Source organism: Paenibacillus sp. FSL H3-0333 (assembly GCF_038002805.1).
GTDB lineage: Bacteria > Bacillota > Bacilli > Paenibacillales > Paenibacillaceae > Paenibacillus_AQ > Paenibacillus_AQ silagei.
The window spans coordinates 971428-996194 of record NZ_JBBODG010000001.1 but is presented as its reverse complement, the minus strand read 5'-3'; the positions used below and the strand labels follow the sequence as shown (position 1 = coordinate 996194).

Annotated in this window: 21 protein-coding genes; 7 read left to right on the top strand and 14 right to left on the bottom strand. The window is 55.0% G+C overall.

From position 1 onward, the window contains the following. Nucleotides 1-13 precede the first annotated feature (13 nt). The 3 genes from MHH78_RS04500 to MHH78_RS04490 are packed head-to-tail and all read right to left on the bottom strand — an operon-like array spanning nt 14 to nt 2465. Nucleotides 14-868: an ABC transporter permease subunit gene (locus MHH78_RS04500; protein ID WP_083685814.1), complete on the bottom strand. Its 855-nt coding sequence runs from the start codon at nt 866-868 to the stop codon at nt 14-16. Further along, nucleotides 868-1680, bottom strand: a complete 813-nt coding sequence (locus MHH78_RS04495; protein ID WP_340980633.1) for an ABC transporter permease — start codon at nt 1678-1680, stop codon at nt 868-870. The genes MHH78_RS04500 and MHH78_RS04495 overlap by 1 nt, the downstream gene beginning before the upstream one ends. Before the next feature lie 2 nt (nt 1681-1682). Beyond that, a complete protein-coding gene (locus tag MHH78_RS04490) occupies nt 1683-2465 on the bottom strand; it encodes an ABC transporter ATP-binding protein (protein WP_076086420.1) in 783 nt (260 codons plus the stop codon). 338 nt (nt 2466-2803) lie between these two features. Between MHH78_RS04490 and MHH78_RS04485 the strand changes: the two genes are divergently transcribed. From MHH78_RS04485 to MHH78_RS04470, 4 genes are all read left to right on the top strand, one after another. Then, nucleotides 2804-4396 (top strand): histidine kinase N-terminal 7TM domain-containing diguanylate cyclase, encoded by a 1593-nt coding sequence (locus MHH78_RS04485; RefSeq protein WP_341166716.1) that lies wholly within the window; start codon nt 2804-2806, stop codon nt 4394-4396. Between the two features lie 363 nt (nt 4397-4759). Next, nucleotides 4760-5605 carry a DUF72 domain-containing protein gene (locus MHH78_RS04480; RefSeq protein WP_341166715.1) on the top strand — a complete coding sequence of 282 codons (846 nt, stop codon included), beginning with the start codon at nt 4760-4762 and terminating at the stop codon, nt 5603-5605. Between the two features lie 116 nt (nt 5606-5721). Continuing rightward, a complete protein-coding gene (locus MHH78_RS04475) occupies nt 5722-7206 on the top strand; it encodes an alpha-amylase (protein WP_341166714.1) in 1485 nt (494 codons plus the stop codon). 1649 nt (nt 7207-8855) lie between these two features. Further along, complete coding sequence (locus MHH78_RS04470; RefSeq protein ID WP_341166713.1) at nt 8856-9260, top strand: hypothetical protein; 405 nt, start codon at nt 8856-8858, stop codon at nt 9258-9260. A 75-nt stretch (nt 9261-9335) separates the two neighbouring features. On the opposite strand, the gene MHH78_RS04465 is transcribed toward MHH78_RS04470, so the two are convergent. Both MHH78_RS04465 and MHH78_RS04460 read right to left on the bottom strand, forming a co-directional pair. Continuing rightward, nucleotides 9336-11129, bottom strand: coding sequence for an ATP-binding cassette domain-containing protein (locus MHH78_RS04465; protein WP_341166712.1), 1794 nt, complete (start codon nt 11127-11129; stop codon nt 9336-9338). Further along, nucleotides 11126-11938 carry an ATP-binding cassette domain-containing protein gene (locus tag MHH78_RS04460; RefSeq protein ID WP_341166711.1) on the bottom strand — a complete coding sequence of 271 codons (813 nt, stop codon included), beginning with the start codon at nt 11936-11938 and terminating at the stop codon, nt 11126-11128. Before MHH78_RS04460 ends, MHH78_RS04465 begins: the two co-directional genes overlap by 4 nt. 226 nt (nt 11939-12164) lie before the next feature. Here MHH78_RS04460 and MHH78_RS04455 point away from each other — a divergent pair, with 226 nt between their 5' ends. Then, a complete protein-coding gene (locus tag MHH78_RS04455; RefSeq protein ID WP_341166710.1) occupies nt 12165-12773 on the top strand; it encodes a biotin transporter BioY in 609 nt (202 codons plus the stop codon). Between the two features lie 840 nt (nt 12774-13613). Here MHH78_RS04455 and MHH78_RS04450 read toward each other — a convergent pair. From MHH78_RS04450 to MHH78_RS04410, 9 genes are all read right to left on the bottom strand, one after another. Next, nucleotides 13614-14003, bottom strand: a complete 390-nt coding sequence (locus MHH78_RS04450; protein WP_341166709.1) for a hypothetical protein — start codon at nt 14001-14003, stop codon at nt 13614-13616. Nucleotides 14004-14164: 161 nt separating this feature from the next. Beyond that, on the bottom strand, nt 14165-16819 hold the full coding sequence (gene mprF / locus MHH78_RS04445) for a bifunctional lysylphosphatidylglycerol flippase/synthetase MprF (protein WP_341170277.1): 2655 nt from the start codon (nt 16817-16819) through the stop codon (nt 14165-14167). Between the two features lie 335 nt (nt 16820-17154). Further along, nucleotides 17155-17514 carry a FlxA-like family protein gene (locus MHH78_RS04440; protein WP_036728173.1) on the bottom strand — a complete coding sequence of 120 codons (360 nt, stop codon included), beginning with the start codon at nt 17512-17514 and terminating at the stop codon, nt 17155-17157. A gap of 85 nt (nt 17515-17599) precedes the next feature. Next, on the bottom strand, nt 17600-18466 hold the full coding sequence (locus MHH78_RS04435; protein ID WP_341166708.1) for a DMT family transporter: 867 nt from the start codon (nt 18464-18466) through the stop codon (nt 17600-17602). Beyond that, nucleotides 18463-19692 (bottom strand): multidrug effflux MFS transporter, encoded by a 1230-nt coding sequence (locus MHH78_RS04430; protein ID WP_445668030.1) that lies wholly within the window; start codon nt 19690-19692, stop codon nt 18463-18465. Before MHH78_RS04430 ends, MHH78_RS04435 begins: the two co-directional genes overlap by 4 nt. Nucleotides 19693-19928: 236 nt before the next feature. Continuing rightward, the gene (locus tag MHH78_RS04425) at nt 19929-20546 is read right to left on the bottom strand and encodes an alpha/beta hydrolase (RefSeq protein ID WP_341166707.1); all 618 of its coding nucleotides are present in this window, start codon (nt 20544-20546) and stop codon (nt 19929-19931) included. Further along, a complete protein-coding gene (locus MHH78_RS04420; protein WP_341166706.1) occupies nt 20543-21493 on the bottom strand; it encodes a ring-cleaving dioxygenase in 951 nt (316 codons plus the stop codon). The genes MHH78_RS04425 and MHH78_RS04420 overlap by 4 nt, the downstream gene beginning before the upstream one ends. Before the next feature lie 41 nt (nt 21494-21534). Beyond that, nucleotides 21535-21936, bottom strand: coding sequence for a DoxX family protein (locus MHH78_RS04415; protein ID WP_036728167.1), 402 nt, complete (start codon nt 21934-21936; stop codon nt 21535-21537). Nucleotides 21937-22083: 147 nt separating this feature from the next. Continuing rightward, nucleotides 22084-22551 carry a MarR family winged helix-turn-helix transcriptional regulator gene (locus MHH78_RS04410; protein ID WP_076074686.1) on the bottom strand — a complete coding sequence of 156 codons (468 nt, stop codon included), beginning with the start codon at nt 22549-22551 and terminating at the stop codon, nt 22084-22086. Nucleotides 22552-23148: 597 nt separating this feature from the next. On the opposite strand from MHH78_RS04410, the gene MHH78_RS04405 reads away from it, so the two are divergent. Together MHH78_RS04405 and MHH78_RS04400 are read left to right on the top strand one after the other, a co-directional pair. Next, on the top strand, nt 23149-23856 hold the full coding sequence (locus tag MHH78_RS04405) for a futalosine hydrolase (protein WP_341166705.1): 708 nt from the start codon (nt 23149-23151) through the stop codon (nt 23854-23856). Then, nucleotides 23856-24707 carry a 1,4-dihydroxy-6-naphthoate synthase gene (locus MHH78_RS04400; protein ID WP_341166704.1) on the top strand — a complete coding sequence of 284 codons (852 nt, stop codon included), beginning with the start codon at nt 23856-23858 and terminating at the stop codon, nt 24705-24707. Before MHH78_RS04405 ends, MHH78_RS04400 begins: the two co-directional genes overlap by 1 nt. Nucleotides 24708-24767: the final 60 nt, after the last annotated feature.

The window sequence follows — 24767 nt, the reverse complement described above, 5'->3', positions numbered from 1 at the left end:
CAGGAATTACACACTACGTACGCCGGGAAGGGTGCCACTTGATAAACACCTTTTCCAGCCGCTCCACGACCAGGTAAAAAATCACTCCGGCAACCGCGGCAAGCACGATACAGGCCCAGCCCAGCGGCATCTTCGCCACCTTGATGGAATTCGAGAGCAGATAACCCAGCCCCCGCGAGGAAAAGAAAAACTCCCCGACAATCGCCCCGATCATGCTCGCTGTAGCGTTGATCTTCAAGGCGGTGAATACATAAGGCAGACTGTTCTGAATCCGCAGATGGCGGAATACCGCCCGTTTGCCTGCCGCATAGGAATGCATCAGGTCCAGCGCCAGCGGGTCCACAGCCGCCATGCCCTTGTAGGCATTGATCGCCATAGCCGCCATCGTGGTCGCGGTCACAATTGCCGCCCGCGAGCCGATGCCGTCACCGAACCACAGGTTCATGATAGGGGCAAGCGCCACTATGGGCACGGCATTGAGCGCAGCTACCATCGTGAGACTGCCGCCGCCCCAGCGGGGCCAGGCCGTAGCAGCCAAGGCAATCAGGAAGCCGCAGCCGGAGCCGATCAGCATACCAAGAACGGCTTCAGTGAGGGTATACCCTGTATAAGAGAGCAGCAGACTGAGATTGTCCCGCATCGCTTCAGCGATGGCGGAGGGCAAGGGGAGCTGATATTTCTTCAGATCGAAGATGCGGTGAAAGATCTGGAGCTCCCACAGCAGCAGGAACAAAGCTCCGGCAAGCAGCGGCAGCACGAACCCGGGGTTCAGCCATTTCAGGAATTTCCATGGATCTCCGCCTTGATCCGTATCTGGCGCAATAACGTTGTTAGATGACGGGAATTCGCGAACCGTATTACTTTCCATTAGCGGCTGCCTCCTTGGGGACGGAATTCCGGCTGCCAGGGGGCTACCAGACGTTCCACCAGACTCATCAGCCAATAGCTGGCCATGCCCAGCAGAGCACCAACCAGTACCGTAGACCAGAACATATACGTATGGGAGGGTCCGTAATAGAGATTGCGGAGCATAATGACCCCGATCCCGCGCTGCGCACCCATGAGCTCAACCAGAATTGCACCCGTTACAGCCAGCGGCGCTGCAATCTTTAGCCCGCTGAACAGCCCCGGCAGCGCTGCCGGGAAGCGCAGCTTCCAATATACAGCCCACGGTTTAGCGGCATAAGAGTGCATCAGCTCCAGGGCAGAGGGGTCCACACTCCGCAGACCGCGCAGCATATTCAGCGCCACCGGGAAGAAGGTGATATAGCCGGAGATGATGATCCGCGACAGCTGCTCATCCCGCACAATCCCGTATATAATCGGCGCCAGCCCCAGAATTGGAATCATCTGCGAAGCAACCGCATACGGGAAGGCAAGCTGCTCTATCGTCCGGGAGAGACTCATCAGCACGGCCAGCAGCACTCCAGAGAGCGCTCCGATCAGGAAGCCCACCCCGGCATTGCCGAAGGTAGCTCCCCCTTCACGGAGAAGGGTGCCGCTGTACTGCCACAGAGTAAGCGCCACCTCGTGGACATAAGGCAGCTTGGACTGGGCCAGCGGCGTCTTCGCCACATGCAGCAGCCACCAGGAGACCGCCTCCCACAGCACCAGCAGACCGCAGATCCAGACAAACAGCGGTAGCGCGCGGTTCCGCATTAACGCACGGTTCAGCTTCATCACTACACCCCTTCGAAGCTGTCGCGGATACGGGCAATCAGCTCGAAGAACTCCGGACGGTTCCTCATGTCCGCCGTACGCGGACGGGGCAGCGGAATATCGACAACCGCCGAGAGCCTGCCCGGATGCGGAGACAGGACGAACACCCGGTCCGACAGGAAGATCGATTCGGGAATACTGTGGGTAACAAATACAATCGTGCTCTGTACCTTACTCCAGACGGAGAGCAGCTCTTCATTCAGCCGCTCGCGCGTGAATTCATCCAGCGCCGAGAACGGTTCATCCATGAGCAGGATTTCCGGCTCCATGGAGAGCGCCCGGGCAATCGCTACACGCTGCTGCATCCCCCCGCTGAGCTGCCAGGGATACTTATCGGCGAATCCCTGCAAGCCCACGAGATCAAGCAGCTCCAGCGCTTTGTCCTCACGGATCGATTTCTTGACGCCCAGCAGCTCCAGCGGCAGTGTAATATTATGCTTGACCTTCCGCCAGTCATACAGCACCGGACTCTGGAACACGATACCGTATTTCTGTGCCAGCCGGGCCTCCTTGGCATTTTTGCCTGCCACCATGATATTTCCAGCCGTTGGTGTTATAAGATCTGCCATCAGCCTCAGAAGAGTAGTCTTTCCGCACCCGGAAGGACCCAGCAGGGAGACGAACTCCCCCTTGGCAATATCGAGACTTACCTGATGCAGGGCCAGCACATCTGCCGTCTCCGTCTGGTAACGCATTTCGACATGCTCCAGCTGTATTTCAGGAATTTTTGCTGCTACTAGTGACATCTCCAGTCCCCCTCCATCCCTGAATCTATTCAATGTTAATTAACATCACATAATTATCTTAACCCTCGTCTTCTCCCTCATCTCATGTAGGATTAATTAACATGTTACACGTTGCCTGCGAATCCCACATTAGACAAAGCGTAACATTGAGACTGTGAAATTCCGTCACTTTGTCTAGGGAGCCGCTTACAGTGTAAATAATAGAGCTGATTGCCGATAAAAATAGTAAGTAACTATAAGTGGAAACGGCTTTGCCGTCCTCTCAAGGACGGTAACGTTTCAGCCAGGAGACTATTCACAATGTCCAATGCTTATCTCAATTCATGGAGGCGCTCCCCATGGCATCTCTGATTTCCAACTACATTATTATCGTTTCGATCTCCGGTGTGCTGAACGCCTTGCTCGCCCTGTTTGCTTTTTACAGGAAGACTGACTTCTCGGGCCTGCGCGCATTCATCGTCAGCTCCGCCGCCTCGGCGGTATACACATTCGCCTTCGCGCTCGAGCTCTCGGGGAACTCGATGGAACAGATTAAGTTCTGGATCAAGCTGGAGTATCTCGGAATGCCGTACATCGCGCCCTCCAGTCTGCTGATGATCATGCACTTCGTGGGCTTAGAGAAGCTAGTCTCCCGAAAACTGCTGGTCCTCCTCTACTCCGTCCCCGTGATCTCCACGGTGCTTGTCTGGACCAACGACTCCCATCACCTGTTCTATAAGGCTATCTACTTCCGGGAAGGCGCGCCTGCACCGCTGGTGGATATCGTCATGGGACCCTGGTATATCGTGCAGGGTAGTCTGACCTTCGGCTGTATGTTGGCCGGTATGTGCCTGATCCTCTGGCGCTGGGGGCGGATGCGGCGGGCTTATCTGCGGCAGATGCTGATTATTTTTGTCGGACAATTCCTGCCTGCGCTGGGGGCCTTCCTCTATCTGATGGACCTGACTCCATACGGAACAGACCCTGTACCCGTTGTGATGAGCGTAACCTCCTCCCTGTATATATGGGCCATTCTGTCCAGAGGGATGCTGACCGCCGCACCGATTGCCCGCGAGAATCTGTTCGAGAGCATGCGCGACGGCGTACTGGTCATGGACCTCTCCGACAAGCTGGTGGATTATAACCGGGCCGCTGCCGAGATGCTTGAGGATCTGGATGCCTCCGCCATCGGCCGCCCGCTGGCCCAGCTCTTCCTGCCTGCCGGCAAGGAAGCTGTCGATTATGTAATGAATTCCAATCCGCAGATCAGCGAGGAGCAGGAGCTGGTATGGCATTCCGGCGGAGAAGTCTGCTATTATCAGGTCCGTTCCTCTCCAGTCCAGAAGCATGACGGCCATCTTGCCGGGCGGATGATCATGCTGATTGATGTTACCGAACGCACCCTGCTCCAGGAAAAGCTGCTGCAGCTCGCCACCATCGACAGCCTGACCGGCATCTACAACCGGACCCACTTCATGGAGCTGAGCCGGCAACGGCTGCAGGAAGCTGCCGGCTCAGCCGCCCCCTTCTCGGTCATCCTGCTAGATATCGATTTCTTCAAGAGCATTAACGACCACTACGGGCACCATCACGGGGATATGGCCTTACAGCATGTAGTAAGCGTATGCCGCCAGCATGTCCGGGAGGGGGATGTCTTCGGACGGTACGGAGGTGAAGAATTCGTCTTAAGCCTGCCGGGAGCCCCCTTGAAGGAAGCAGCCCTGATCTCTGAGCGTATCCGCAGGGACATCGAGCAGAGCACCTTCTCCACCTTCACAGGAACAATTAAAATCACAGCCAGCTTCGGCGTGGCTGAAGCCTTCCGCCGTTCGATCTCACTGGAGGAGCTGCTCTCGGAAGCAGACCATGCCCTCTACTCCTCCAAGCGTAACGGCCGCAATAGCGTTCATCTGTATGGCGTCTCCTCCATCACCCGCTTCAAGCCCATGTGATGGAGGAGAAGCCCATCTTTTCCTGCCCCGCGCGTCACCTCACGCTTTCCCTCTGCATAACAAGTAGAAACGGCTTCGCCGTCCTTTCAAAGGACGGTACCGTTTCAGCGAGAAATAGAAGGATAATTTATAGCGTGAAACAAAAATTCTTATATTTGAATAAATGGCACCCGCCGGGTATATCCGCCTACTCTTTTGGTGATACCAGCTTCCATAGCCCCTTTTCTCCAGTTCTTTCCTGTCCCTGGACTGATTTCCGTCATTCCTGTTCTCCTGTTGTTTGCATAGGCGGGTTTTCAGTTTAATAAGAGTTAGCCGATCCGTTCGGCAGAATTCAGGTTCATGCGACATGGAGGGGGTTCTATGATCAAGATCGGGCTGACCGGCTTCGGAGACCATGAGGAGCTGTACGGCAAAATCAAACCTGCCGACCGCCTGCCCGCCTACAGCGCCCATTTTCCCATTGTGGAAATTGACAGCTCCTTCTACGCGGTTCAGCCGGTCCGAAATTACGAGAAATGGGTCAACCAGACGCCGGAGGCGTTCCAGTTCATTGTGAAGCCTTATCAGGGAATGACCGGACATCTGCGGGGGAAAAAGAATTACTACGATACGCCGGAGGAGATGTACCGGGCCTTCCATACCTCTATCGCTCCTGTCCGCTCAGCGGGGAAGCTGGCGATGGCACTGTTTCAATTCCCGCCCTGGTTCGACTGCACCAAAGACAACGTGGATTTCCTGCGTGACGCGAAGGAGCGGCTGCTGGATGTGCCCGCTGCCATCGAATTCCGTAATGATTCCTGGTACAGCCCTGAGATGCGTGAGCGGACCCTCGGGTTCCTGAAGCAGGAAGGCTGGATTCATACGATAGCCGACGAGCCGCAGGCAGGCTCCGGCTCCATCCCGATTGTCCCTGTCGCCACCCGGCCGGACCTCACCTACGTGCGGCTGCATGGGCGCAACACTGCAGGCTGGAATCAGAGCAGCCACCCGGACTGGCGCAAGCTTCGCTATCTGTACCGCTACAGCACCGAAGAGTTAACGCAGTGGCGGGACCGGCTGCTGGAGCTTGAACAGACCTGTAAGAATATTTACGTGGTATTTAATAATAATTCTGCCGGGGATGCCACTCCCAATGCTCAGGAGCTGCAATCGCTGCTTGGGATCGACGGCGGGCTGGCCCCGCGCCAACTGGACTTATTCAACTGATGTACAGAGGTCTACATAAATCTCTTCTACTCCTTGCTGAAGTGCCAGTATTACCAGAATCTCCAGATCAGATAACTGTCGGAGTCGTCTTACCCATGTAAAGGAGGCCTACCTATATGAAGAGAAATCATACTATGATGCAATTTTTTGAATGGCATGTCGCGGCGGACGGAGAACACTGGAAACGGCTGGCCCAGATGGCCCCGGAGCTGAAGGCGGCTGGCATTGATTCGGTATGGGTTCCCCCTGTGACCAAGGCCGTCTCGCCCGAAGATACCGGTTATGGAGTCTACGATCTCTATGACCTCGGTGAATTCGATCAAAAGGGTGATGTGCGCACGAAATACGGAACCAAACAAGAGCTGATCGATGCCATTGCCGAGTGCCTGAAGAACGGCATTGCGGTCTATGTGGATCTGGTCATGAACCATAAAGCCGGAGCGGATGAGACGGAGGTGTTCGAGGTCATTGAGGTGGACCCGAACGACCGCACCAAGGATATCTCCGAGCCGTTCGAGATTGAAGGCTGGACTAAATTCGATTTCCCGGGACGCGGGGATGAATACTCCAGCTTCAAGTGGAATCATACCCACTTCAACGGAACGGATTTCGATGCCAAGGACGGCCGCAACGGCGTCTTCCGGATTGACGGCACGAATAAAGGCTGGAATGAGAATGTGGATACCGAATTCGGCAACTATGACTATCTGATGTTCGCCAACATTGATTACCTCAATGCAGATGTGAAGCAGGAGATGTTGAACTGGGGCAAGTGGCTGGTCGATACGCTGCAATGCAGCGGATACCGGCTGGATGCGATCAAGCATATCAACCACGAGTTCATCAAGGAATTCGCCATGGAGATGAAAAAGAAGCGCGGCGAGGACTTCTACATCGTCGGTGAATTCTGGAACTCCAATCTGGAAGCTTGCCGCGAATTCCTGAACACTGTAGATTACCAGATCGATCTATTCGATGTCTCTCTTCATTACAAGCTGTACTCCGCCGCACTGGCAGGCCGGGATTTCGACCTGACGCATATCTTCGATGATACGCTCGTACAGACGCATCCCGCGAATGCTGTCACCTTCGTCGACAATCATGATTCCCAGCCTCATGAGGCGCTGGAATCCTGGGTGGGCGACTGGTTCAAGCAAAGTGCTTACGCCTTGATTCTGCTGCGGCGCGACGGATATCCCGTGGTCTTCTACGGGGATTATTACGGCATCGGCGGCCCGGCCCCGATGGAAGGCAAGAAGGACGCCATCGATCCTCTGCTCTGTGCACGCTACACCAAAGCTTACGGGGAGCAGGACGATTACTTCGACCATCCGAACACTATCGGCTGGGTCCGGCGCGGCGTTCAGGAGATCGAAGGCTCCGGCTGCGCTGTAGTCATCTCCAACGGAGACAACGGAGAGAAGCGGATGTTCGTGGGCGAAGCGCGCAGCGGAGAGGTATGGGAGGATTTCACCCATAACCGCGGGGAGTCCGTCACCATCGGCAAAGACGGCTGGGCCGTATTCCCGGTGAACGGCGGCAGCGTCTCCGTCTGGGCGCTGCCCGAGCCGAAGCCAGCCGATGCCTGCGCGGAGGATTGAGCTTGTAGACACAAAGAATGCCGTCCCTGTTGATTACGGGGGCGGCATTTTTTTATAGGTGAGAAGTGACTCGAGTAGTGAAGTCAAGTGCAGTAGTGTTCCTCATTTCTTCGTTGGCTCACTTTTGTTGAAATCAAGGGCACTAGTGCTCCTTATTTCATTCGCAGGCTCACTTTTGTTCTTTAAATCAAGGAACCAACCTCAAGTACACTCATTTTACTTTTAGTACTCCAACACATCTATTCCTCTGCGACCTCACTGCTTTCGCCCCCCCCATTTCATCAACAAATAATCCAGAAAAAAGAAATATATTACTCTATATAAACCCAAACAATTACTCATTTACCCATCTGGCTCATTTCCAGCTCCAGCTATGAGATTTATCCCTCTCATTTGCCCATACGAACAGTCAAAATTTCTTGTTGAAAACTCGTAACATAAAAAAGACAACCCAATCTTGCGGTGGTCTGTTATCCTTCAGTTCTCATGGGTTACAAGAAGTAGTTTCTCCTGTTTCCGGCGACTGGCTATCCTCTAAGCTCAAATACCCTTCCGTTATTGCTTCTCCAGACAAGCGACGTTTGAGTGGTTTGTCGTTATCTTCGTTGGCTTCCTGTTGCGCTTCGACTTACTGGGGTGACTTCTGTGATTCGGGATCTTTGGGCCAAAAAAAGTCCAAGGGCAAAGTCTAGATACCCTCCCATGTCGTCAAAATGATTGAATAAGGCTTCGAAACGCGAAAGGTTTCGGTAAAGTGCTGTTGCTTCTGTATTGGTGATTATTACCTGTTTGGAATTTGGAGCGGCTGGTTTGCCTACCACCTCACTTCCAAAACTCTCATGCACTTGGTGACCAAATCCAAAGCGAACGCGGTCGCCTACGAACCGCCTCTACGAAAAGACCAGGATGGGGCCGACCACCGAAAAAAGGTCTGGCACGCAAACCGAGGGAGATGTTCACGACTTGTGCTGCTGATTTTCAAACCACAACCTTTACGTTGTACGGCAAAGAAGAGACGGTTCGATTGCTGTGCCTGGATCTCCTCTGGGGCCTGGGCTTATATAAGTCATTACCCTAGTGGTTAATCAGGACTCCTACTCCATTTTAGTCTTTACGAATGCGAGCCTGATAGCTACCTATATCACCCGTTTGTACAGCTATCATTACAAAAATGGATGTACGTTTCCGGAAACGAAGCAGGCCACCCAAGCCTTCAATTACCACTCTTGAAGCAAGTCCATGCTGAAGCTGAACCGGTCTTTGAGAAAAGAGGAAGTGCACCCAGAAAACAATTCAAGTGATACTCCAATCCTTAAAGTTTTCAGTTTGGACTTCGGGTCTTTTTTCCGCTATCTGCGAACGACCTTCCTGTGCCGTAGTCTCTAAAGCAAGCGTTGCCTCTTATTTACGCAAATCTGTTTATTTCCTGTTTGCTCAAAATCCACACTTATCCAAAATCAAAAAATATTTAAATTCAAGCAGGACAAAGCTAATGTGGAGCGCTATTTCTTAGCAATATAGAATTTTCCTATATCCATTTTTCTATATACACACATAAAATTAACAATTAAACTCTTTATTTTACAAGGTAAATAATGTATTATTTCTATTGTTAGGAAAAATAGATTGATAGAAGGAGATGTATATTAATGAATAAGCTTCAAAAATCAGTCTTTTCAGGCCTTACTGCTATTGCTATGCTTTTAGGTGCTCAAGCCGCTTTTGCTGATTCCATTATGAATACTAATCAATCAGGAGCACAGGATGTTCAAGAATTAAATGCAATTTTCAAACCGCTGTGGACGATTAGTGGAACAGTCGGGGATCCTACTACACCAATATTTTTGAGTACGACCAAGCCCGTAAAAGTGAGTGTTAATGCTCCTAATGGCGGTAATTTTGTAGTTTACGCTATAAGTGAATCAGGTAGTTATTATGATCTAGGTGAAATAATTGGATCAAATTCTTTAACCGCCCAAATTTGGGGCGGTCCTGGATATTATAGAATATATGTATCCTCTAGCTTCACTGGAACATTTACCGTTACGTATTAAAATAAGGGTTAAACTTTAATATGTTAAGAAAAAACTCCTCATATTCCCAAATTGGGAATATGAGGAGTTTTTAAATCAGCTAATCCGGATAAACCACCACAGCAAGGCTGCAACCGCCAGGATACCTAGCGCTGCCAGCGTATCACGCCTGCTCCAGCGGAGCTGATAGACGGGGGTCCGCTGCTTGGCGGGATCGTACCCCCGCGATTCTACGGCTGTCGCCAGCTCGTCGCCCATACCCAGGACAAGAATCAGCAGAGGCACGATGATTAGGGCGATCTGCCTCGGGGACCAGCGGGCCACTCCGCGGGCGCGTCTTCCGCGTGAGCCCAGCGCAAGCTGCAGCTGGGCCAGCTTGCCGAGAATCCACGGCACGAACTGCAGGGTCACGGATACGGCAAGCGACCAGTTACGGGTGCGGATGCCCAGGGTCCGCAGCGGAGCGATGCCCCATTCCAGACCCTCGCGCAAGGGAGCTCCGGTGGTCGTCTCGGTGAACAGGAAGCCCAGGGCAATTAACAGCAGGAAGCGCAGCACGTTAATTCCCCCGCGCACGAGTCCTGCATAGCTGAAGCTGAGCGGCCCGAGTGCGAAGTCGGGAGAGCTCCAGCTAAGCCCGGACAGGAGCCAGAGGAACAGGAACATCAGCAGGAACGGGCGGAAGAAGCAGAAGGCCCGGCGCCAGGAGATGTGAGCCGAAGCCGCGAGCCCGGCCAGCAGCCCGGTGGTAAGCAGCAGCGGGAGCAGAGTGTTCATCCCTAACAGGGCCAGCGAGCCGAGAATCATCCCCAGCCATTTGGCCCGGGGATCGAGTCCTTGCCAGCCGGACCTGCGCGGGGTGTTCTGTTCTTGTCTTGGATTTCCAGGCCCGATTATCGTCTGAGCCCTCTCTGTTCTGGAGGATCGAGAAGAATTATCTCGCTTCCAGGTGCCTTCTAAGCTGTATTCCGTACTGTGTTGTTCGCTGGTCTTGGTATTCTGGTTGCCGGGTGGCATGGCGCTGCTGCGGGCAGAGGCGCCGGTGCCTGCTGGCCACCTGTCCGTCTGCGGCATAGGCAGCGGGTGCTTTTCCAGCCCTATCAGCAGCTCCTCCAGATTGTCCGGGACTGCTTCCAGCAGGCCATGTTGCACCGCTCTGCGTCCCATAGAAGCATAGACGGGGGGCGTGAGTCCGGCGTCTGCCAGCAGGCTGGGATCAGCAGTCAATGCCGGAGCAGGACCGTCATAATGGATAGAGCCCTGCTTCATCACAACGACCTTGTCAGCAATCGGCAAGAAGCCGTCCAGATCATGGGTGCCGATGATTAGGGTCAGACCGCTACTGCGCAGCTCCTGCACCATTTCGAGCAGTGCCTGCGCTGCCTGCGGGTCCAACCCTGCGGTCGGCTCATCCAGAATCAGGAGCCCCGGCTGTACGGCCAGGGCACCCGCAATACATACGCGCCGCTTCTCGCCCCCGCTAAGTAGAAAGGGAGAGCGCCCGGCGAATTCATCGTAAGCCAGCCCGGTCTTAGCCAGGGCGCTGGCGATGATCTCCGTCCGCTTCTCCTTGGACACCCCGCGCTCCATCAGACCGTATTCGATATCCTTATGTACCGTACCCGCGAACAGCTGAGTCTCCGGCTGCTGGAATACCATGGACACAGCTTCGGCAGTCTTGTAGTCCGTCTTCTTCCCGTGATCGTAAAGTATCTGCCCGGAGGAGGGCTGTGCAAGGCCCGCGAGCAGACGGAGCAGCGTAGACTTACCGCTCCCGTTCACTCCGCAGAGGACAGTGAGTGTACCTGTAGGAATATCCAGAGAGATATCCTGAACCGCTGGCCTGCCGCCTTCATAGCAGAAGGAAAGATGCTCCGTACGAATTCTCATAGCAGCTCCTCCAGATCCTGTCCGGTCAGCGGCAGCAGGTGAAGCGGCCAGCCCTGCTTCTGCAGCAGCTTCCCGACCCGGACGGCCGGAGAAGGAAGCCAGCCGAGGATCTCCGGCAGCTCCGAGGTATAGAACAGGCTGCGCGGGCTGCCGTCACAGAGCAATTGCCCCTTGCCCAGCACCGCAATGCGCGGGCTTGCGGCCAGCTCCTCCATCCGCTGCGTGACCCAGAGGATGGTAGTCCCTGCCTGCCATAGCCCCTGGGCCAGCTCCAGAATATCCGATCTTCCCTCAGGGTCCAGCATCGAGGTAGCCTCATCGAAAATAATCATTTCGGCTTCCAGTGCCAGGCAGCAGCCTACCGCCAGACGCTGGCGCTCTCCACCGGACAGCGTAGATACCTCTGCCTCCGCTTTATGGCTTAGTCCTACCTGCTGTAGAATCTCATGGATTCGCGCAATCATCTGGCCCCGCTCCAATCCCCGGTTCTCCAGCCCGAAGGCGATATCCTCGAAGGGGGTGGAGCCTACCGTCTGCGCTTCGGGATTCTGAAATACGAGCTGCACCCGCTGCTTCACTATTGTCCGGTTCTCCGGCAGGCGCAGGTCCAGTCCGGCCACGGACAGACTGCCGCCGGAGGGGGTGTTCAGTCCGTTGAAGGAGCGGATTAGCGAGGTTTTGCCGCAGCCGTTGGCCCCAGTGAGCGCTACCCATTCCCCAGGCTCTATATGAATGTTAATCCCTTGCAGTACCGTACGGCGATGCTGCCCCTCCCGCACGGACAAGCTTACATTATGCGCCCTGATCATCCTCATGCCTGCTTTCCGTCCAGCTCTAGTCAACAATTGCTACCCATTATAACAAAGATTTCAGGATTGCTGTATCTGGAGGGTGATGTTATAGTGATCCCAAGTGGAAACGGCTTTGCCGTCCTTTTAAAGGACGGTACCGTTTTGGCGAGAAATAGAAGGATAATTTGTAGCGTGAAACATATAAATTGCTTATATTTTTAAAAAAAGGGGGGACCTCCCGGCCATGAAGAAATGGACCACCCGCGGCCTGATATTCAGTGCCTTATTCGCCGCTGTCATGATAGCTCTGAGTTATTTGAAAATCTCGCTGCCCTTCTCCACGGTACCCATCACCATGCAGACCCTCGCGGTAATGCTGGCTGGTTCGATCCTTGGGGCCCGTTACGGGGCGCTTGCTGTACTGATCGTGATCGGACTCGCTGCTGCCGGATTCCAGGTGATGGGCGGAAGTGGAGGATTAGCGGTCCTGGTTGGCCCTACCGCCGGATATATCTTCTCCTGGCCGTTAGTGGCCTGGCTGATCGGCTTTTTCGCCGAACGCATCAAGCAGGACAAATACACCTTCGTGAAGCTGTTGGCCGCTAACTTTATCTTCGGGGCACTGTTAGTTTATCCGGGCGGTGTGGGATGGCTGGCCTATTCCACTGGCATGGATTCACTCGCCAAGGCACTGACGGCAGGAATGTGGCCGTTTCTTCCGGGGGACCTGCTCAAAGCAGTCTTGTGTTCGGCTGTAGTAACGGCGGTATGGAAGGTATATCCGATCGAACGTATTCTGAACCATGACACAGGCGTCTGGGCTGACGGGGACAACACAACCACAACTCGTTAACCGCAAGCTATTAACCAATAAATGCAAATGCTAACTGCAAGCTATGTCTTGCTCAGCTTAAATAGGCGAATTCATAGCCTCTGTGGCGTGGATTCATCTATTTCGTGTTATTCACAATAGGAACTCTGTCGGTATCCATCAGATGTTAATCATGTTGTGGATAAAATGTGGATAAGGTCGGGGGTAACTCTCTTTGCAGCAGAATCACTCGAAGGACGAATTTACTTTTATACAGTGACTCTTCCCACATATGACTCCTCTGCTAATGTGCTCTCGTTCATATGATTTCCGCTCCGAAGATGGGTGGGATGAGTACTGGACAGTCAAAATTTCTACACCTTTAAGAAGCCAGCGAATCACGCTCCACATCAGCGTTTTTCTGCTTGATGTCCGTGGCTGCCAGACTCAAATCCGTACTGACATAAATGGAGCAGCCACTTTCTTGTAACATCAGCACAAAGCGCAGTTCCTGTTACAGCCTTGGCTCCATAACAGATTTAGACAAAGAAATTGAACATGTTCATCTCTGCCACACAATGGAACGGTCTCGGGTTTTTGTTAGGGGACGCTCGTAGGCGACAACATTTGATTTCGCTCTCGTCACCAGATGCATGCTGGGTTTGGACGCAGGGTGACACGCATCCAGCCGTTCCAAGAGCAGTAGCACTTGAGCGAACCCTTTTGCAGCCTCGAAGTCTTGTTCAATCATCTGAACGACACAGGAAGGCACGTATGTTTCGCCTTAAACTTCTTCCAGCCTAGAATGGTTTGAACACTGTCTTACAGACTTACAGATTCATGAACAAAGTTAGCAAAACCACTTCCGGGAATATCCATTATTTAATTGCATTCGCAATCACCGAGATCCCCTGCCGTTTTAAGCGGGATATCCGTTTTGCTGAGGAGACGTCCATCAGAGGAGAATACAGATTTCGAAATTTTAGTGCCTTTGCCTTGTTTAAGAAGTACAATTTTCGGCGGACTGCTCATCACCTGTAGGTCCAGGATACGGCTGGAGTCCTCTGATATCGTAATCGCAGTGTTTGTATGTATGTCAACGATATCTGCTTTATTATTCACATGATCCACAAGTGCCACTGCATTTCCGCTAATCCATACCACATCGGTCTGCTCATTAAGCGGCTGCTCTTTGGGACTGGCGTTCGCCGGACCGGCGGAAATCAGCAGGCCCATAGTCAACGCGGAAATAACCAATACCTTCTTGAACATAGAATAATCCTCCTATTACGCGATTTTCGAATCCTTGTTTATGACGCATAGACATATAAAAAGTTGCAGAAAATCAAATATTTTCCGCAACCCCTTATTGCCGTATCCGGCCTCCCGTCTACTACAAGGCTTATTCGCCAATCGCAAGCAGGCTATTCATCTCAATTCCCCTCCTCCGGATGCCTGGAGACCAGCCTCACCAGATCCAGAGTCAAGAGAGGGAGAGTCACCGCAGCGGGATAGGCCAGATACCGCGGCTCCCATACCGGGTTGAACTTCTCCTTATACCGGCGCAGACCGGAGAAGCCGTACCAGTGGCCTCCGCGTTCAAAAACCAGCCGGGCAAGCTTCTCCTCCCGCAGCGCTCCAAAGCGGCCCCCGACATTGGACAGCGGGGCAGACCCCAGATTGAAGCTTCTGTAACCGCGCGCTTTCGCCCATTCCAGCAGACACAGGAACAGGTAGTCCATAGTCCCGTTCGGGGTATCCTTGTGATGGCGCATCAGATCCACCGAGACCGTCTTCTGCCCGTTATAACCAGGAGCCATGGAGGCAAAAGCCAGCAAATGGCCGTCTGCTCCACGCAGCAGCGCCAACGGTGCGAGCTGGAGGTACGGCTCGCTGAACCAGCCCAGCGAGTAGCCTTTCTCCTTGCGCCCGGCCAGCCATTCCTCTGACAACAGGCGAAGCTCCTGCAGCAGCTCCTTCGAATGCTGAGCCTCTGTGATCTCGAAACGGTAGCCCTCGCGCTCGAACCGCCCCTTCACATTACGCAGGCTGGCGTTCCGCGAACCGCTAATACTGAAGTCCGCCAGCGGGACCAGCGCTTCTTCCCCCAGCTTGAAGAAGCGGTAGCCCTGCTCATGATAGAGCGGAAGATGCGCCGGGGTCGCCTGATAGAAGACTACAGATAGTCCATACAAATCAGCAGCCTGCCTGAATTCACTGATTCCGTTATTAAGCAGATTCATCGGCCCAAGCGGATCACCCAGTACCACCAGCTTGTCCCGGACTCTGGCGAAGGCGAACAGCACCTTGCCTTCCTGGGCCCAATAGAAGCTTTTGTCGCCAAGAAACAGCATATGGCTTAAGGCATTGCCCCAGCCCTCCGAGAGGAAGCGCTCCAGCCGCGCCATATCCTTATTCGCGAGAAGCGTATCTGCCTTGTGCTGCGGCCTGAGGGCTACAACCATCGTCAGCAGCAGCCAAGAGAAAATCAGTCCGCCGGCCGCCGTGGCGGCCACATTACTGTGCTGCCGCAGCCATTCCGGCTGGATTCCGGGCGGGAGATGCTTCAGGAAGCCGTGATGGGTATAACTCGCCAGCCCGTAATAGCTGAGGGCTACAGCCGAAGTCAGGAGCAGCCACCATAAGGTACTTTTGGCGCTAAACGGAACGCTGATCCGGTAGAACCGGCTTCGTGAGATCCACAGAATCATCGCCACCACCAGCAGGAACAAGGCCTCCTCGTAATCGAACCCCTTCGTAAATGCAAAGACCGCCCCACCCAATAGGAGCAGGCTCGTCCAGACATAAGCCCTGCGGACACGCAGGGAGATTCCCCGCGACAGCAGAATCAGCATAAAGCCGATTAGCACGGACAGATGGTGCGAGATCTGCATCACTGGCAGCGACAGGAGCTCCTCTGTCACCTTCAGCCTGTAGAGCAGCTCAGGCGTAGCTGCCGACAGCAGCAGAAGCAGACCGCTGGCCAAGACCAGCTTGCCGAGTGCCCATACGCCCAGATCGCTGAGGAAGGTATATTGACCGGGCCAGCCCCATATTTTCTGCCAGACCGTCAGGGGGGCTTCCACTCTGTCGCCGCTGCGTTCAGCGCCCTTCGTACCCGGCAGCCCGAACTCCAGCGCAGCCAGCACCAGACCGATCAGCCAGGGGATAATGTAATAGAATAATCTGTAGATGACCAGGACTGCCATGGCATGGTCGCTCTTGATGCCCAGCTGGGTCAGTCCGAGCAGCGCAATCAGATCGAACGCGCCGATGCCGCCGGGAGCCATACTTAGAATTCCCGCTATCGCAGCCACTACATAGATACTGAAGACGGTGAGAAACGGAGCGCTTCCGAGCATCTCACCGGCAATGAACCAGAAGGTCAGCCCGGCGAACACCCACTCCAGGAAGGAGGCACCCACAGAAGCAACCACAGTAAGCCAAGCGGTTCTCCCCTCACCCCGGTTGACCCATTTGGCGAAGAGCGCAGAGCGCTGGAGGAGTACAAAGAATGGCAGATACAGTGCTATCCCCCAGACTGCAAAACCCAGCCAGCGATGCGCCTCCAGCAGCCGGTCCGCCGGCAGAAGTCCGGTTATCGTCCCCCACCCAAGCAGCGACAACCCCGTAATCATCAGCGGTGACAGGAACACAATGGCCGGCGCGAGCAAGGATGCAGGCACACTGCTCCGTTTATAGAGCAGCGTTCTAAGGCCCGCGCCAGCCAGACCGGCGAATCCGATCATATTATTGAACGTATTGGCGATCCAGGCATAACGGAAGGTCCGCAACCAGCCGATCTGCAGGCGGAAATGCCGCCGGATCAAGTAATCATAAGTACTCATGACCGCCACCGACAGCAGCGAAATTCCCAGCATCTGCATAATAGAGGGTACGGGAACGGATTTCAGATCACGGATAATTTTGCCTAAATGAATTTGCTTCAGCTCATGCTGCCCCTCCAGATAGACCAGACCGATAATCAGCAGCGGAAAAAGCGCACGCACCGCCTTAATCCGGTAGATGGATATCAGCAGCCGTACGAGCTTGAAGCGTTCCAATTTATTTTTGATTACAGTATGCATGACTTCACCTGCCTCACTGCCGAACGCTCTTGTTGCCTGAACATATTCAGCCCTCTTCATACGAACCCATTATAACAAGATCCGCAACAGAACTCCCGTATAATGGTCACATGTCTACAAGAGTTAGACGGCGGGCGGAGGATAAGTCCCTGCATCAGATTTATATTTATCCGGTGATGGTGGGAAGCGTATACATCTATATTTGCATAAAAGCACCCGGACTGCGATTAGTCCGGGTGCTTTTATCATCGTACCAAGGGTTGTCATCCCCTAACGGAGAGCCTGTCACCATGGCAATGGCGGCTCCCTTCAGAGACATGCTGTTCTCGCTCAGGCTATACTCGAATGTCGAATCTCCCTGCGCTGTCGGTGGTTGCGTTAGCAATCTCCTGAACGGATGCTGCTGTCAGCTTATGGTTACCGGCAGGCTTGTCCGGAGGCGCGGCAGCGCTCTGGGCAGAAGCGGAGCTGCCCGCAGCCTGTGACTTCTGGGTAATTTGTGCTTCGATTTGCTTGATCTGCTGTTCTAGCTGCTTGGTTTTGGTTTCTTTGGCTTGCTCGCTGTCCTTGCTTGCGCTTACTTTCTCAAGCTCAGCTTCCAGCTTCGCCTTCTGCTTCTCAAGTGCAGCGGTATCGCTGGCGCTGGAAGATGTATAAGATACAGATGATGAAGCGGCAACGGATGAGACATTCATGGGTGTCCCTCCTTTCACCTCTTCAATATATCCCTTTTCTCTACAATGAACGTTAAAATGCGCTGAAAGTTTGCTGAATATCCCCTCAACCCTTCCTGGCCCTCCGGTTCACCAGCATAACGCTCAGCAGGATGATGACCAGCCCGGCGATGGTAGTGGCATAGACCTGCTCCTGCAGAAAGATTACGCCCCACAACAGGCCAAATACAGGCACGAGGAAGGTAACACTAACGGTCTTGACGGGGCCGATACGGGCAATCAGGCGGAAATACAGCAGATATGCCACTGAGGTGCAGATCAGCGAGAGGCCGAGGACAGAATATACAGCGGCGGAAGAAGGCAGATGATCCGGGGCAAAAATCACCGCCAGCGGCAGCAGCACCACACTTGCGCCCAGCTGTTGTCCCGCAGCAAGCGCCAGCGGAGTGAGACCGGAGCCTACGCGTGATGCGTATAATCCTCCGAACGCATAGCAGAGCGCGGCTCCAAGAGAGTAACCTACGGATAAAAGAACCGTGCCGGTCAGCGGGAGCGGACTCCAGCCGACCAGCACACCCACACCTACCAGGCCTATTATCAACCCGGCTGATTTGGCCGCCCCCGGCTTCTCCTTCCGGGTCCCCCACGCCGCCAGTGCCGCGAACATCGGAGTTGTAGCATTCAGAATCGCCGCCAGTGAGGCGCTCAGATGCAGCTCAGCCATACAGATCAGCGTGAACGGAAGCGCCGCGTTAACCGCACCGAGCAGCAGGAAAGATCTCCAGTGCTTCAGGAGGCCCAGTCTGCGCCGGGTCAGCAACGCATAGAGCAGCAGAGCAGCTCCGGCAATCGTAACGCGCAGTTCTGTCGTGAAGACCGGACCTAGCTCCGGCGAGGCAATCCGCATGAACAGGAAGGAAGCCCCCCAGGCAAAAGCAAGCAGCAGCAGGGTAGCAAAGTCCTTGCGGCTCACAGCTTAACCTCTCTTCTGCACAGCAGCAGATAGGACAGAACCGACAGGAGGCCCGCTCCCGCGATGACCAGCGCCATCGGCAGGGCCGAGCCGCTGCCGCCAAGTCCGACCAGCGGAGCCGCACAGCTCCCCAGCAGCAAGGGAAGCAGACCCAGAAGCGCAGAGGCGCTGCCCGCCGTCTCCCCCTGATCCTGCATCGCCAGCGAGAAGCTGGTCGTACCCACAAGACCTACACTTGCAACCACAGCGAACAGACAGATTAGGATCGGCAGCAGCCCGCCATCGGCGAGGAGGGTAATCAGCAGCAGAATACCTCCGGAGGTACTGAGCAGAAGGCCGCAGATCAGCAGCTTGCGCTCACCCACCCTGGCCGACATCCGCCCGGCAATCTGCCCGGTCAGAATAATGCCGAAGCCGTTCACGGCGAAGATCAGGCTGTACATTTGCGGGGATACCCCATAAATCGTCTGCAGAACAAAGGAGGATCCCGAGATATAAGCGAACATGCCTGCCATAACAAAGCCCTGGGAGAGCGCGTAGCCCATGAATCCGGCATTGCCGAGCAGGATGCGGAAGGTACGCAGGGTCCCTCTGAGCCCGCTGCGGATTCGCCGTTCCTTGGGCAGAGTCTCCGGCAGCCGCAGGAGAATGACCGTCGCGAAGAGCAGCCCGCATACGAATAAGACTACAAATACGCCCTTCCAGTCCGTCACTCTCAGCAGCTGTCCCCCGATGACCGGAGCAGCGATCGGACCCAGTCCGTTGACAATCATCAGCAGCGAGAAGAACCTGGTTAATTCCGAGCCGCTGTACATATCGCGGACCGCCGCACGGGAGATCACTACCCCTACCGATCCGGCCAGGCCTTGAATGAAGCGCAGCACAATCAGCAGTCCGATGGACGGGCTGAACGCACAGAGCAGCGAGGATACCGCATAGATCATCATTCCGAACAACAGCGGAATCCGGCGCCCGTGCACATCACTGAGCGGTCCGGCCACAAGCTGGCCCGAAGCCAGTCCCAGCAGGAAGAAGGTCAGGGTAAGCTGAATCATGGCGGGACTGGTATCGAAATAGAGGCCAAGAGCAGGCAGGGCAGGCAGATACATATCAATCGACAGGGGACCAATGGTAGCGATGGCTCCCAGAATCACGGCAAGCTGCAGCCGCTGGCTTCTGGACGGCCCGCCCTCGGCCAGGCTTGTCACCGAATTTTGCTTCATCATGAACAGGATACATCCTTTCTTGCCCGTAACCTTTAGTAAGACGGCAGAGCCATTTATGTTCAGGTCCGTTTATATATTTCTCCATACTACCGATTACCGCCGGAATGTTCAATGAATTTCTGGTTGGGCGCACGCCCTCGCTCAATCTCCAGAACCACAAAAAACCGCCTGCCGTAGCCGCCAATCCTCTCGGTGATCGGCAGGCCCGCAGGCGGTTATTTCGGGTGGTGCTGTTGTTACTTCACTGAATCGGTATGCTCAGCCAGCCAATCTCTTGCCGCCTCCGCCTCGGCGGCGCTCAGGCGGTGTCCCTGATTGCCCCAGTGCGAGGTAACCTCAGCTCCGGCGCCGCTTAACAGTGCTTCCAGCTCCCGGGTCTCCTCGGAGCGGATAATTGGATCATTGGTCCCTGCCCCGATAAAGACCGGAACCCCCTGCAGCGAAGGAATCGCCAGGCCGCGCAGCGGAACCATCGGGTGCAGCAGCACTGCCGCCCGGAAGAGGGCTCCGTAATGGAAGAGCAGGCTGCCCGCGATGTTCGCACCGTTGGAATAGCCGACAGCCACCAGATTACCGGCATCGAAGCCATATTTTGCAGCCGCTTCTTCCAGGAACTGCTTCACCTCATGGGTGCGGAAGATCAGATCCTCCTCATCGAAAATCCCCTCCGCCAGCCGCCGGAAGTAACGCGGCATGCCATTCTCCAGTACGTTGCCGCGGATGCCCAGCACAGATGCTCCGGGCGCCAGCAGCTCCGCCAGCGGCAGCAGATCACGCTCGTTGCCGCCTGTGCCGTGGAATAAGACCAGTGTTGGCTGGGTTACGTCTGTACCTTGCTCAAATACATGAATCATACCGGCTTCACCTCCAGTTCACGGATTTCAAACGGGCTTAGATTCGCTTCAATCGCCGCACGCTGCGGCTCAAACCACGCCGGAAGCATAAGCTTCTGCCCCAGCGCCTCAGGTGCTTCATCACGGGCGAAGCCTGGAGGATCGGTTGCAATCTCGAACAGAATTCCGCCTTCTTCCCGGAAGTAGATGGCATTGAAGTACTGGCGGTCCTGCACCGGAGTCGGCTGGTAGCCGTGACTCTGAACCCGGCGGCCCCACTCCAGCTGTTCACTGTCATCTGCCGCCCGCCACGCAATATGGTGAACCGTACCTGTACCGCCGCCGCCCTGCGGAACCGGAGTGGCCTTCAGATCAATAATATTGCCGATATTGCCGGAAGCTCTGTAGCGGATGTAGCCATCCCCTTCAGCGATACGCTCCATTCCCAGGGTGCGGGTGAGTGTATCCGCTGTCCGATCCGGGGCCGTGCTGTAGAGGACAGCACCTCCGAAGCCTTTGACCGCATGCTCTACCGGAACGCCGCCGAACGACCAGGTGCTCAGCGCCCCCTCTTCCCGCTCCACCAGCTCAATCCGCAGTCCGTCATAATCCGCGAAGGAGAGATACGACTCGCCGATCCGGGTAACCTTAGTCACAGGAATATGGTAAGCGGCCAGCCGCTGCTCCCAGAATCCGAAAGAGCCGGCCGGTACAGCATAAGTGGTCACACCGACCTGTCCTCCGCCGATTCTGCCTTTACGGCCATGGGCCCATGGGAAGAATGTGATAATCGTACCCGGCGCACCCTGCTCATTTCCGAAGTAGAGGTGGTAGACTTCGGGGGCGTCGAAATTGATGGTTTTTTTGACGAGCCGCAGGCCTAGAATTCCGGCATAGAAATCAGCATTACGCTGAGCGTCTCCCACAAAAGCGGTAACATGGTGAATCCCTGCAGTATGCATAGTCATGAGTGAACCCTCCTGATAGTTGTGATGATGATGCGGTTATTTTAATTGAAGAATATTGCGTCTAGTGAAATCGAACCCGCGCCTGTCAGCGCTATACCTACAGCGACTACCAGCACCGTTAATGGAAACTCAATCCCGTTTGCCGTGGACCAGAATCCGTTAGGAGCATGAACCTTCACAATGGCACCGAGCATCGTTGCCGCAATCAGCACCGCAGCCACCGGAGTCAGCAGACCCAGAGTGAACAGCAGGCCTCCGACCAGCTCCATCAGACCAGCCAGCACCGCCATACGCACGCCCGGCTTGATACCAATCGACTCCATCCAGCCGCCTGTTCCCTTAGGTCCATATCCGCCGAACCAGCCGAACAGCTTCTGTGCACCATGCCCGATGAACGCTACACCAATCACCAATCTCATCAACAATAAACCTACACTAACCATTTTAAACACTCTCCATTCTCTTGGTTTTAATTATCTTAACATTAAGATATTGGCTAAAAAAATACGCTGATCTATTATTCTCTCCATTAGTTCAGCGTGCTAACAAGCAGACAACCTTACCGCCGCTGAGCTGCTACGGACTACCTTCTATACGCCCTTGCCCAGCTTCTTCAGCAGCAGCGTCGCCTGAGCCTTCTCTTCGCTGTCCAGTCCGCCCATCAGGCTGTGTATAGAATCGACATGCTGCGGGAAAATATCATCAAACAGCTCCCGTCCCGCCTCCGTAATCTCGGCATACGTAACACGGCGGTCATCCTCGCAAGGAACGCGCTTCAGCAGTCCCCGCTTCTCCAGCTTGTCGATATTGTAGGTGATGCTGCCGCTGGTGACCAGAATCTTCTCGCCAATCTGCTGAAGTGGAATCCGGTTTCTATGATACAGCACCTCCAGCACCATAAATTCCGCCGATGCCAGCCCGTGACTCTTCATATCCTTCACCGCCTGATCCATCAGGCTCTTGTACGCCTTCGACAGAACGACGAATAATTTAAGCGATGCTGCCTGCTCCTGCGTAGTGTCTGCTTCTGTTCCTGCTGTCTTATTCTTGCTGCTCATTTGGTACACCTCCTGACCGGCTGCATTTATCTTCAAGTTAATTATCTTTAAGTTAAGATAAATATACGTTATTGGAAGCAGTCTGTCAAGCGTGGGAGGTGAATTAATTTTCATTCTGCCCGGCGCAAGGAAGGATCGCTCTATGCTGCGGTCATGTGAAGCCTAATTCTTACAAAAAAGCTTGCCTCTGCGGGTAAATACTCCCCCCAACCGGCGCAACAATCCCCCCTCCAACTCCCGCAATAAGCAAGTGGAAAACTGTATCTTAGTTATTCTATTTTCGTAATTTATACGGAAGCAAGTGGAAAATCTACATCTAATAGAGCTGAATTTCGCCACTTTGGGTGAACTATCCTTAATTAAGTGCCTTTTATCCAGCTGCTGTTTTAGCAGGGTTTATTCGTTCATCAGCAAGTGGACAAAATCCCTCTATCTCCCGCTCCGCATATTTGATTTGTTCTCTAAAACGGCGTAGACTTTCAAAAGGTGAGTATACAACGAAGCAAACGGCTCTTAGCAAGCAACTTATTGGTTATTCCTAATACTTCAAATGAATCCTATCCTAACTTATACCAAGGCTACAAAAGGAGGCTGATTATGGAATCGAAGGCTCATCATCATTCCGGGGCCGCCGCGCGCAGTGCTGCGGCGGAAGAAGCCCCCGCGCCGCGCGTGCTGATCGTGACGGCAGTCGCGGCTGAGCGCGAGGCGGTCCTGCGCGGCCTCGCCGGCAGCCGCAGGTTCGACGTCATCGCGGCGGGCGCCGGCACCGCAGCGGCAGCGGCGGGCACCGCCGCCGCCCTGGCAGCCGGCTCGTACGGCTGCGTAGTCAGCGCCGGGATCGGCGGCGGCTTCCCGGGCCGGGCTCCCGTAGGCTCGCTGGTCGTCGCCAGCGAGATGCGGGACGCGGCCCTCGGCGCAGAGACGCCGGAGGGCTTCCGCAGCGCTGCCGAGCTTGGCTTCGGCAGCGTGTCCGTGCCTGCGCCGGGCGGCACGGTACAGGCCCTTGCGGCCGCGCTGGCAGCGGCCGGCCTCACGGTAAGCATGGGCCCCGTGCTTACCGTGTCCACCGCGACCGGCACCGCCGGGACGGCCGCGACTCTGGCCGCACGCCACCCGGAGGCGGCAGCGGAGGCGATGGAAGGCCACGGGGTTGCCGTGGCCGCCCAGGCGCTGGGAATCGCGGCGCTGGAGCTGCGCGCGATCTCGAATCCGGTCGGTCCGCGCGACCGGGCCGCGTGGAAGATCAATGAAGCGCTCGACGCTCTGGCAGCGGCAGCGGCTATTTTACGGGAGGTGCTGTAATGACACAAGAGCTTCATATTGCTTATTCCCCTTGCCCTAATGATACCTTTGTCTTTCATGCCTGGGCGCATGGCCTGATTCCCGGCGCGCCCAAGCTGGATGTAATGTTTGCCGATATCGATATTACGAACGGGCTTGCAGCAGACGGCGCCGGGCCTGAGGTGCTCAAGATTTCCTACGCCGCCCTTCCCTGGGTGCTGGACAGGTACAAGCTGCTCCCTTGCGGCGGTGCGCTGGGACGGGGCTGCGGCCCGCTTGTACTAACCCGCAAAGGCGCAGGCGCCATCAAACATCCGCGCGAGCTGTCCGGCCGCAGAATTGCCGTCCCGAGCGAACGCTCTACGGCATACCTTCTGTTCCGTCTATGGGTAGCACAGCAGGTGCAGGGCGGTCCGGCCGAGATCGTCGTTATGCCTTTTGATGAGATCATGCCTGCCGTGCAAAAGGGAGAGATCGATGCCGGACTCGTCATCCACGAAGCCCGCTTCACTTACCCGTCTTACAATCTCAACCTGCTGACTGACCTCGGGAGCTGGTGGGAGAGCGATACCGGCTTGCCTATTCCGCTCGGTGCAATTATTGCCCGCCGCGATCTGGACCATGACGCCATTACCGGCTGGATTCGCAGCTCACTCCAGTATGCCTGGGACCATCCTCTCGACTGCCAGGAATATGTGCTAAGCCACGCCCAGGAGCTCTCGCCGGAAGTGGCCAAATCGCATATTGATCTTTACGTCAATGAATTCACGATGAGCCTTGGCGAGGACGGCTATGCGGCCATCTCTGCACTGCTGAACCGGGCTGCTGCGGAAGGGCTTGTGCCTGCGGTTGATCCGGCGCTTTTGCGTTAGCAGGGGGAGCTTCATGACCCTCCGTTCCTTTTGAACAACAGGCATGACTAACTTATCCTA

Excerpts from the sequence above, each read along its gene's own strand:
- MHH78_RS04500 (WP_083685814.1), bottom strand. The coding sequence starts at position 868 with ATGGAAAGTAATACGGTTCGCGAATTCCCGTCATCTAACAACGTTATT.
- MHH78_RS04495 (WP_340980633.1), bottom strand. The coding sequence starts at position 1,680 with ATGAAGCTGAACCGTGCGTTAATGCGGAACCGCGCGCTACCGCTGTTT.
- MHH78_RS04490 (WP_076086420.1), bottom strand. The coding sequence starts at position 2,465 with ATGTCACTAGTAGCAGCAAAAATTCCTGAAATACAGCTGGAGCATGTC.
- MHH78_RS04485 (WP_341166716.1), top strand. The coding sequence starts at position 2,804 with ATGGCATCTCTGATTTCCAACTACATTATTATCGTTTCGATCTCCGGT.
- MHH78_RS04480 (WP_341166715.1), top strand. The coding sequence starts at position 4,760 with ATGATCAAGATCGGGCTGACCGGCTTCGGAGACCATGAGGAGCTGTAC.
- MHH78_RS04475 (WP_341166714.1), top strand. The coding sequence starts at position 5,722 with ATGAAGAGAAATCATACTATGATGCAATTTTTTGAATGGCATGTCGCG.
- MHH78_RS04470 (WP_341166713.1), top strand. The coding sequence starts at position 8,856 with ATGAATAAGCTTCAAAAATCAGTCTTTTCAGGCCTTACTGCTATTGCT.
- MHH78_RS04465 (WP_341166712.1), bottom strand. The coding sequence starts at position 11,129 with ATGAGAATTCGTACGGAGCATCTTTCCTTCTGCTATGAAGGCGGCAGG.
- MHH78_RS04460 (WP_341166711.1), bottom strand. The coding sequence starts at position 11,938 with ATGATCAGGGCGCATAATGTAAGCTTGTCCGTGCGGGAGGGGCAGCAT.
- MHH78_RS04455 (WP_341166710.1), top strand. The coding sequence starts at position 12,165 with ATGAAGAAATGGACCACCCGCGGCCTGATATTCAGTGCCTTATTCGCC.
- MHH78_RS04450 (WP_341166709.1), bottom strand. The coding sequence starts at position 14,003 with ATGTTCAAGAAGGTATTGGTTATTTCCGCGTTGACTATGGGCCTGCTG.
- mprF (WP_341170277.1), bottom strand. The coding sequence starts at position 16,819 with ATGCATACTGTAATCAAAAATAAATTGGAACGCTTCAAGCTCGTACGG.
- MHH78_RS04440 (WP_036728173.1), bottom strand. The coding sequence starts at position 17,514 with ATGAATGTCTCATCCGTTGCCGCTTCATCATCTGTATCTTATACATCT.
- MHH78_RS04430 (WP_445668030.1), bottom strand. The coding sequence starts at position 19,692 with ATGATGAAGCAAAATTCGGTGACAAGCCTGGCCGAGGGCGGGCCGTCC.
- MHH78_RS04425 (WP_341166707.1), bottom strand. The coding sequence starts at position 20,546 with ATGATTCATGTATTTGAGCAAGGTACAGACGTAACCCAGCCAACACTG.
- MHH78_RS04420 (WP_341166706.1), bottom strand. The coding sequence starts at position 21,493 with ATGACTATGCATACTGCAGGGATTCACCATGTTACCGCTTTTGTGGGA.
- MHH78_RS04415 (WP_036728167.1), bottom strand. The coding sequence starts at position 21,936 with ATGGTTAGTGTAGGTTTATTGTTGATGAGATTGGTGATTGGTGTAGCG.
- MHH78_RS04410 (WP_076074686.1), bottom strand. The coding sequence starts at position 22,551 with ATGAGCAGCAAGAATAAGACAGCAGGAACAGAAGCAGACACTACGCAG.
- MHH78_RS04405 (WP_341166705.1), top strand. The coding sequence starts at position 23,149 with ATGGAATCGAAGGCTCATCATCATTCCGGGGCCGCCGCGCGCAGTGCT.
- MHH78_RS04400 (WP_341166704.1), top strand. The coding sequence starts at position 23,856 with ATGACACAAGAGCTTCATATTGCTTATTCCCCTTGCCCTAATGATACC.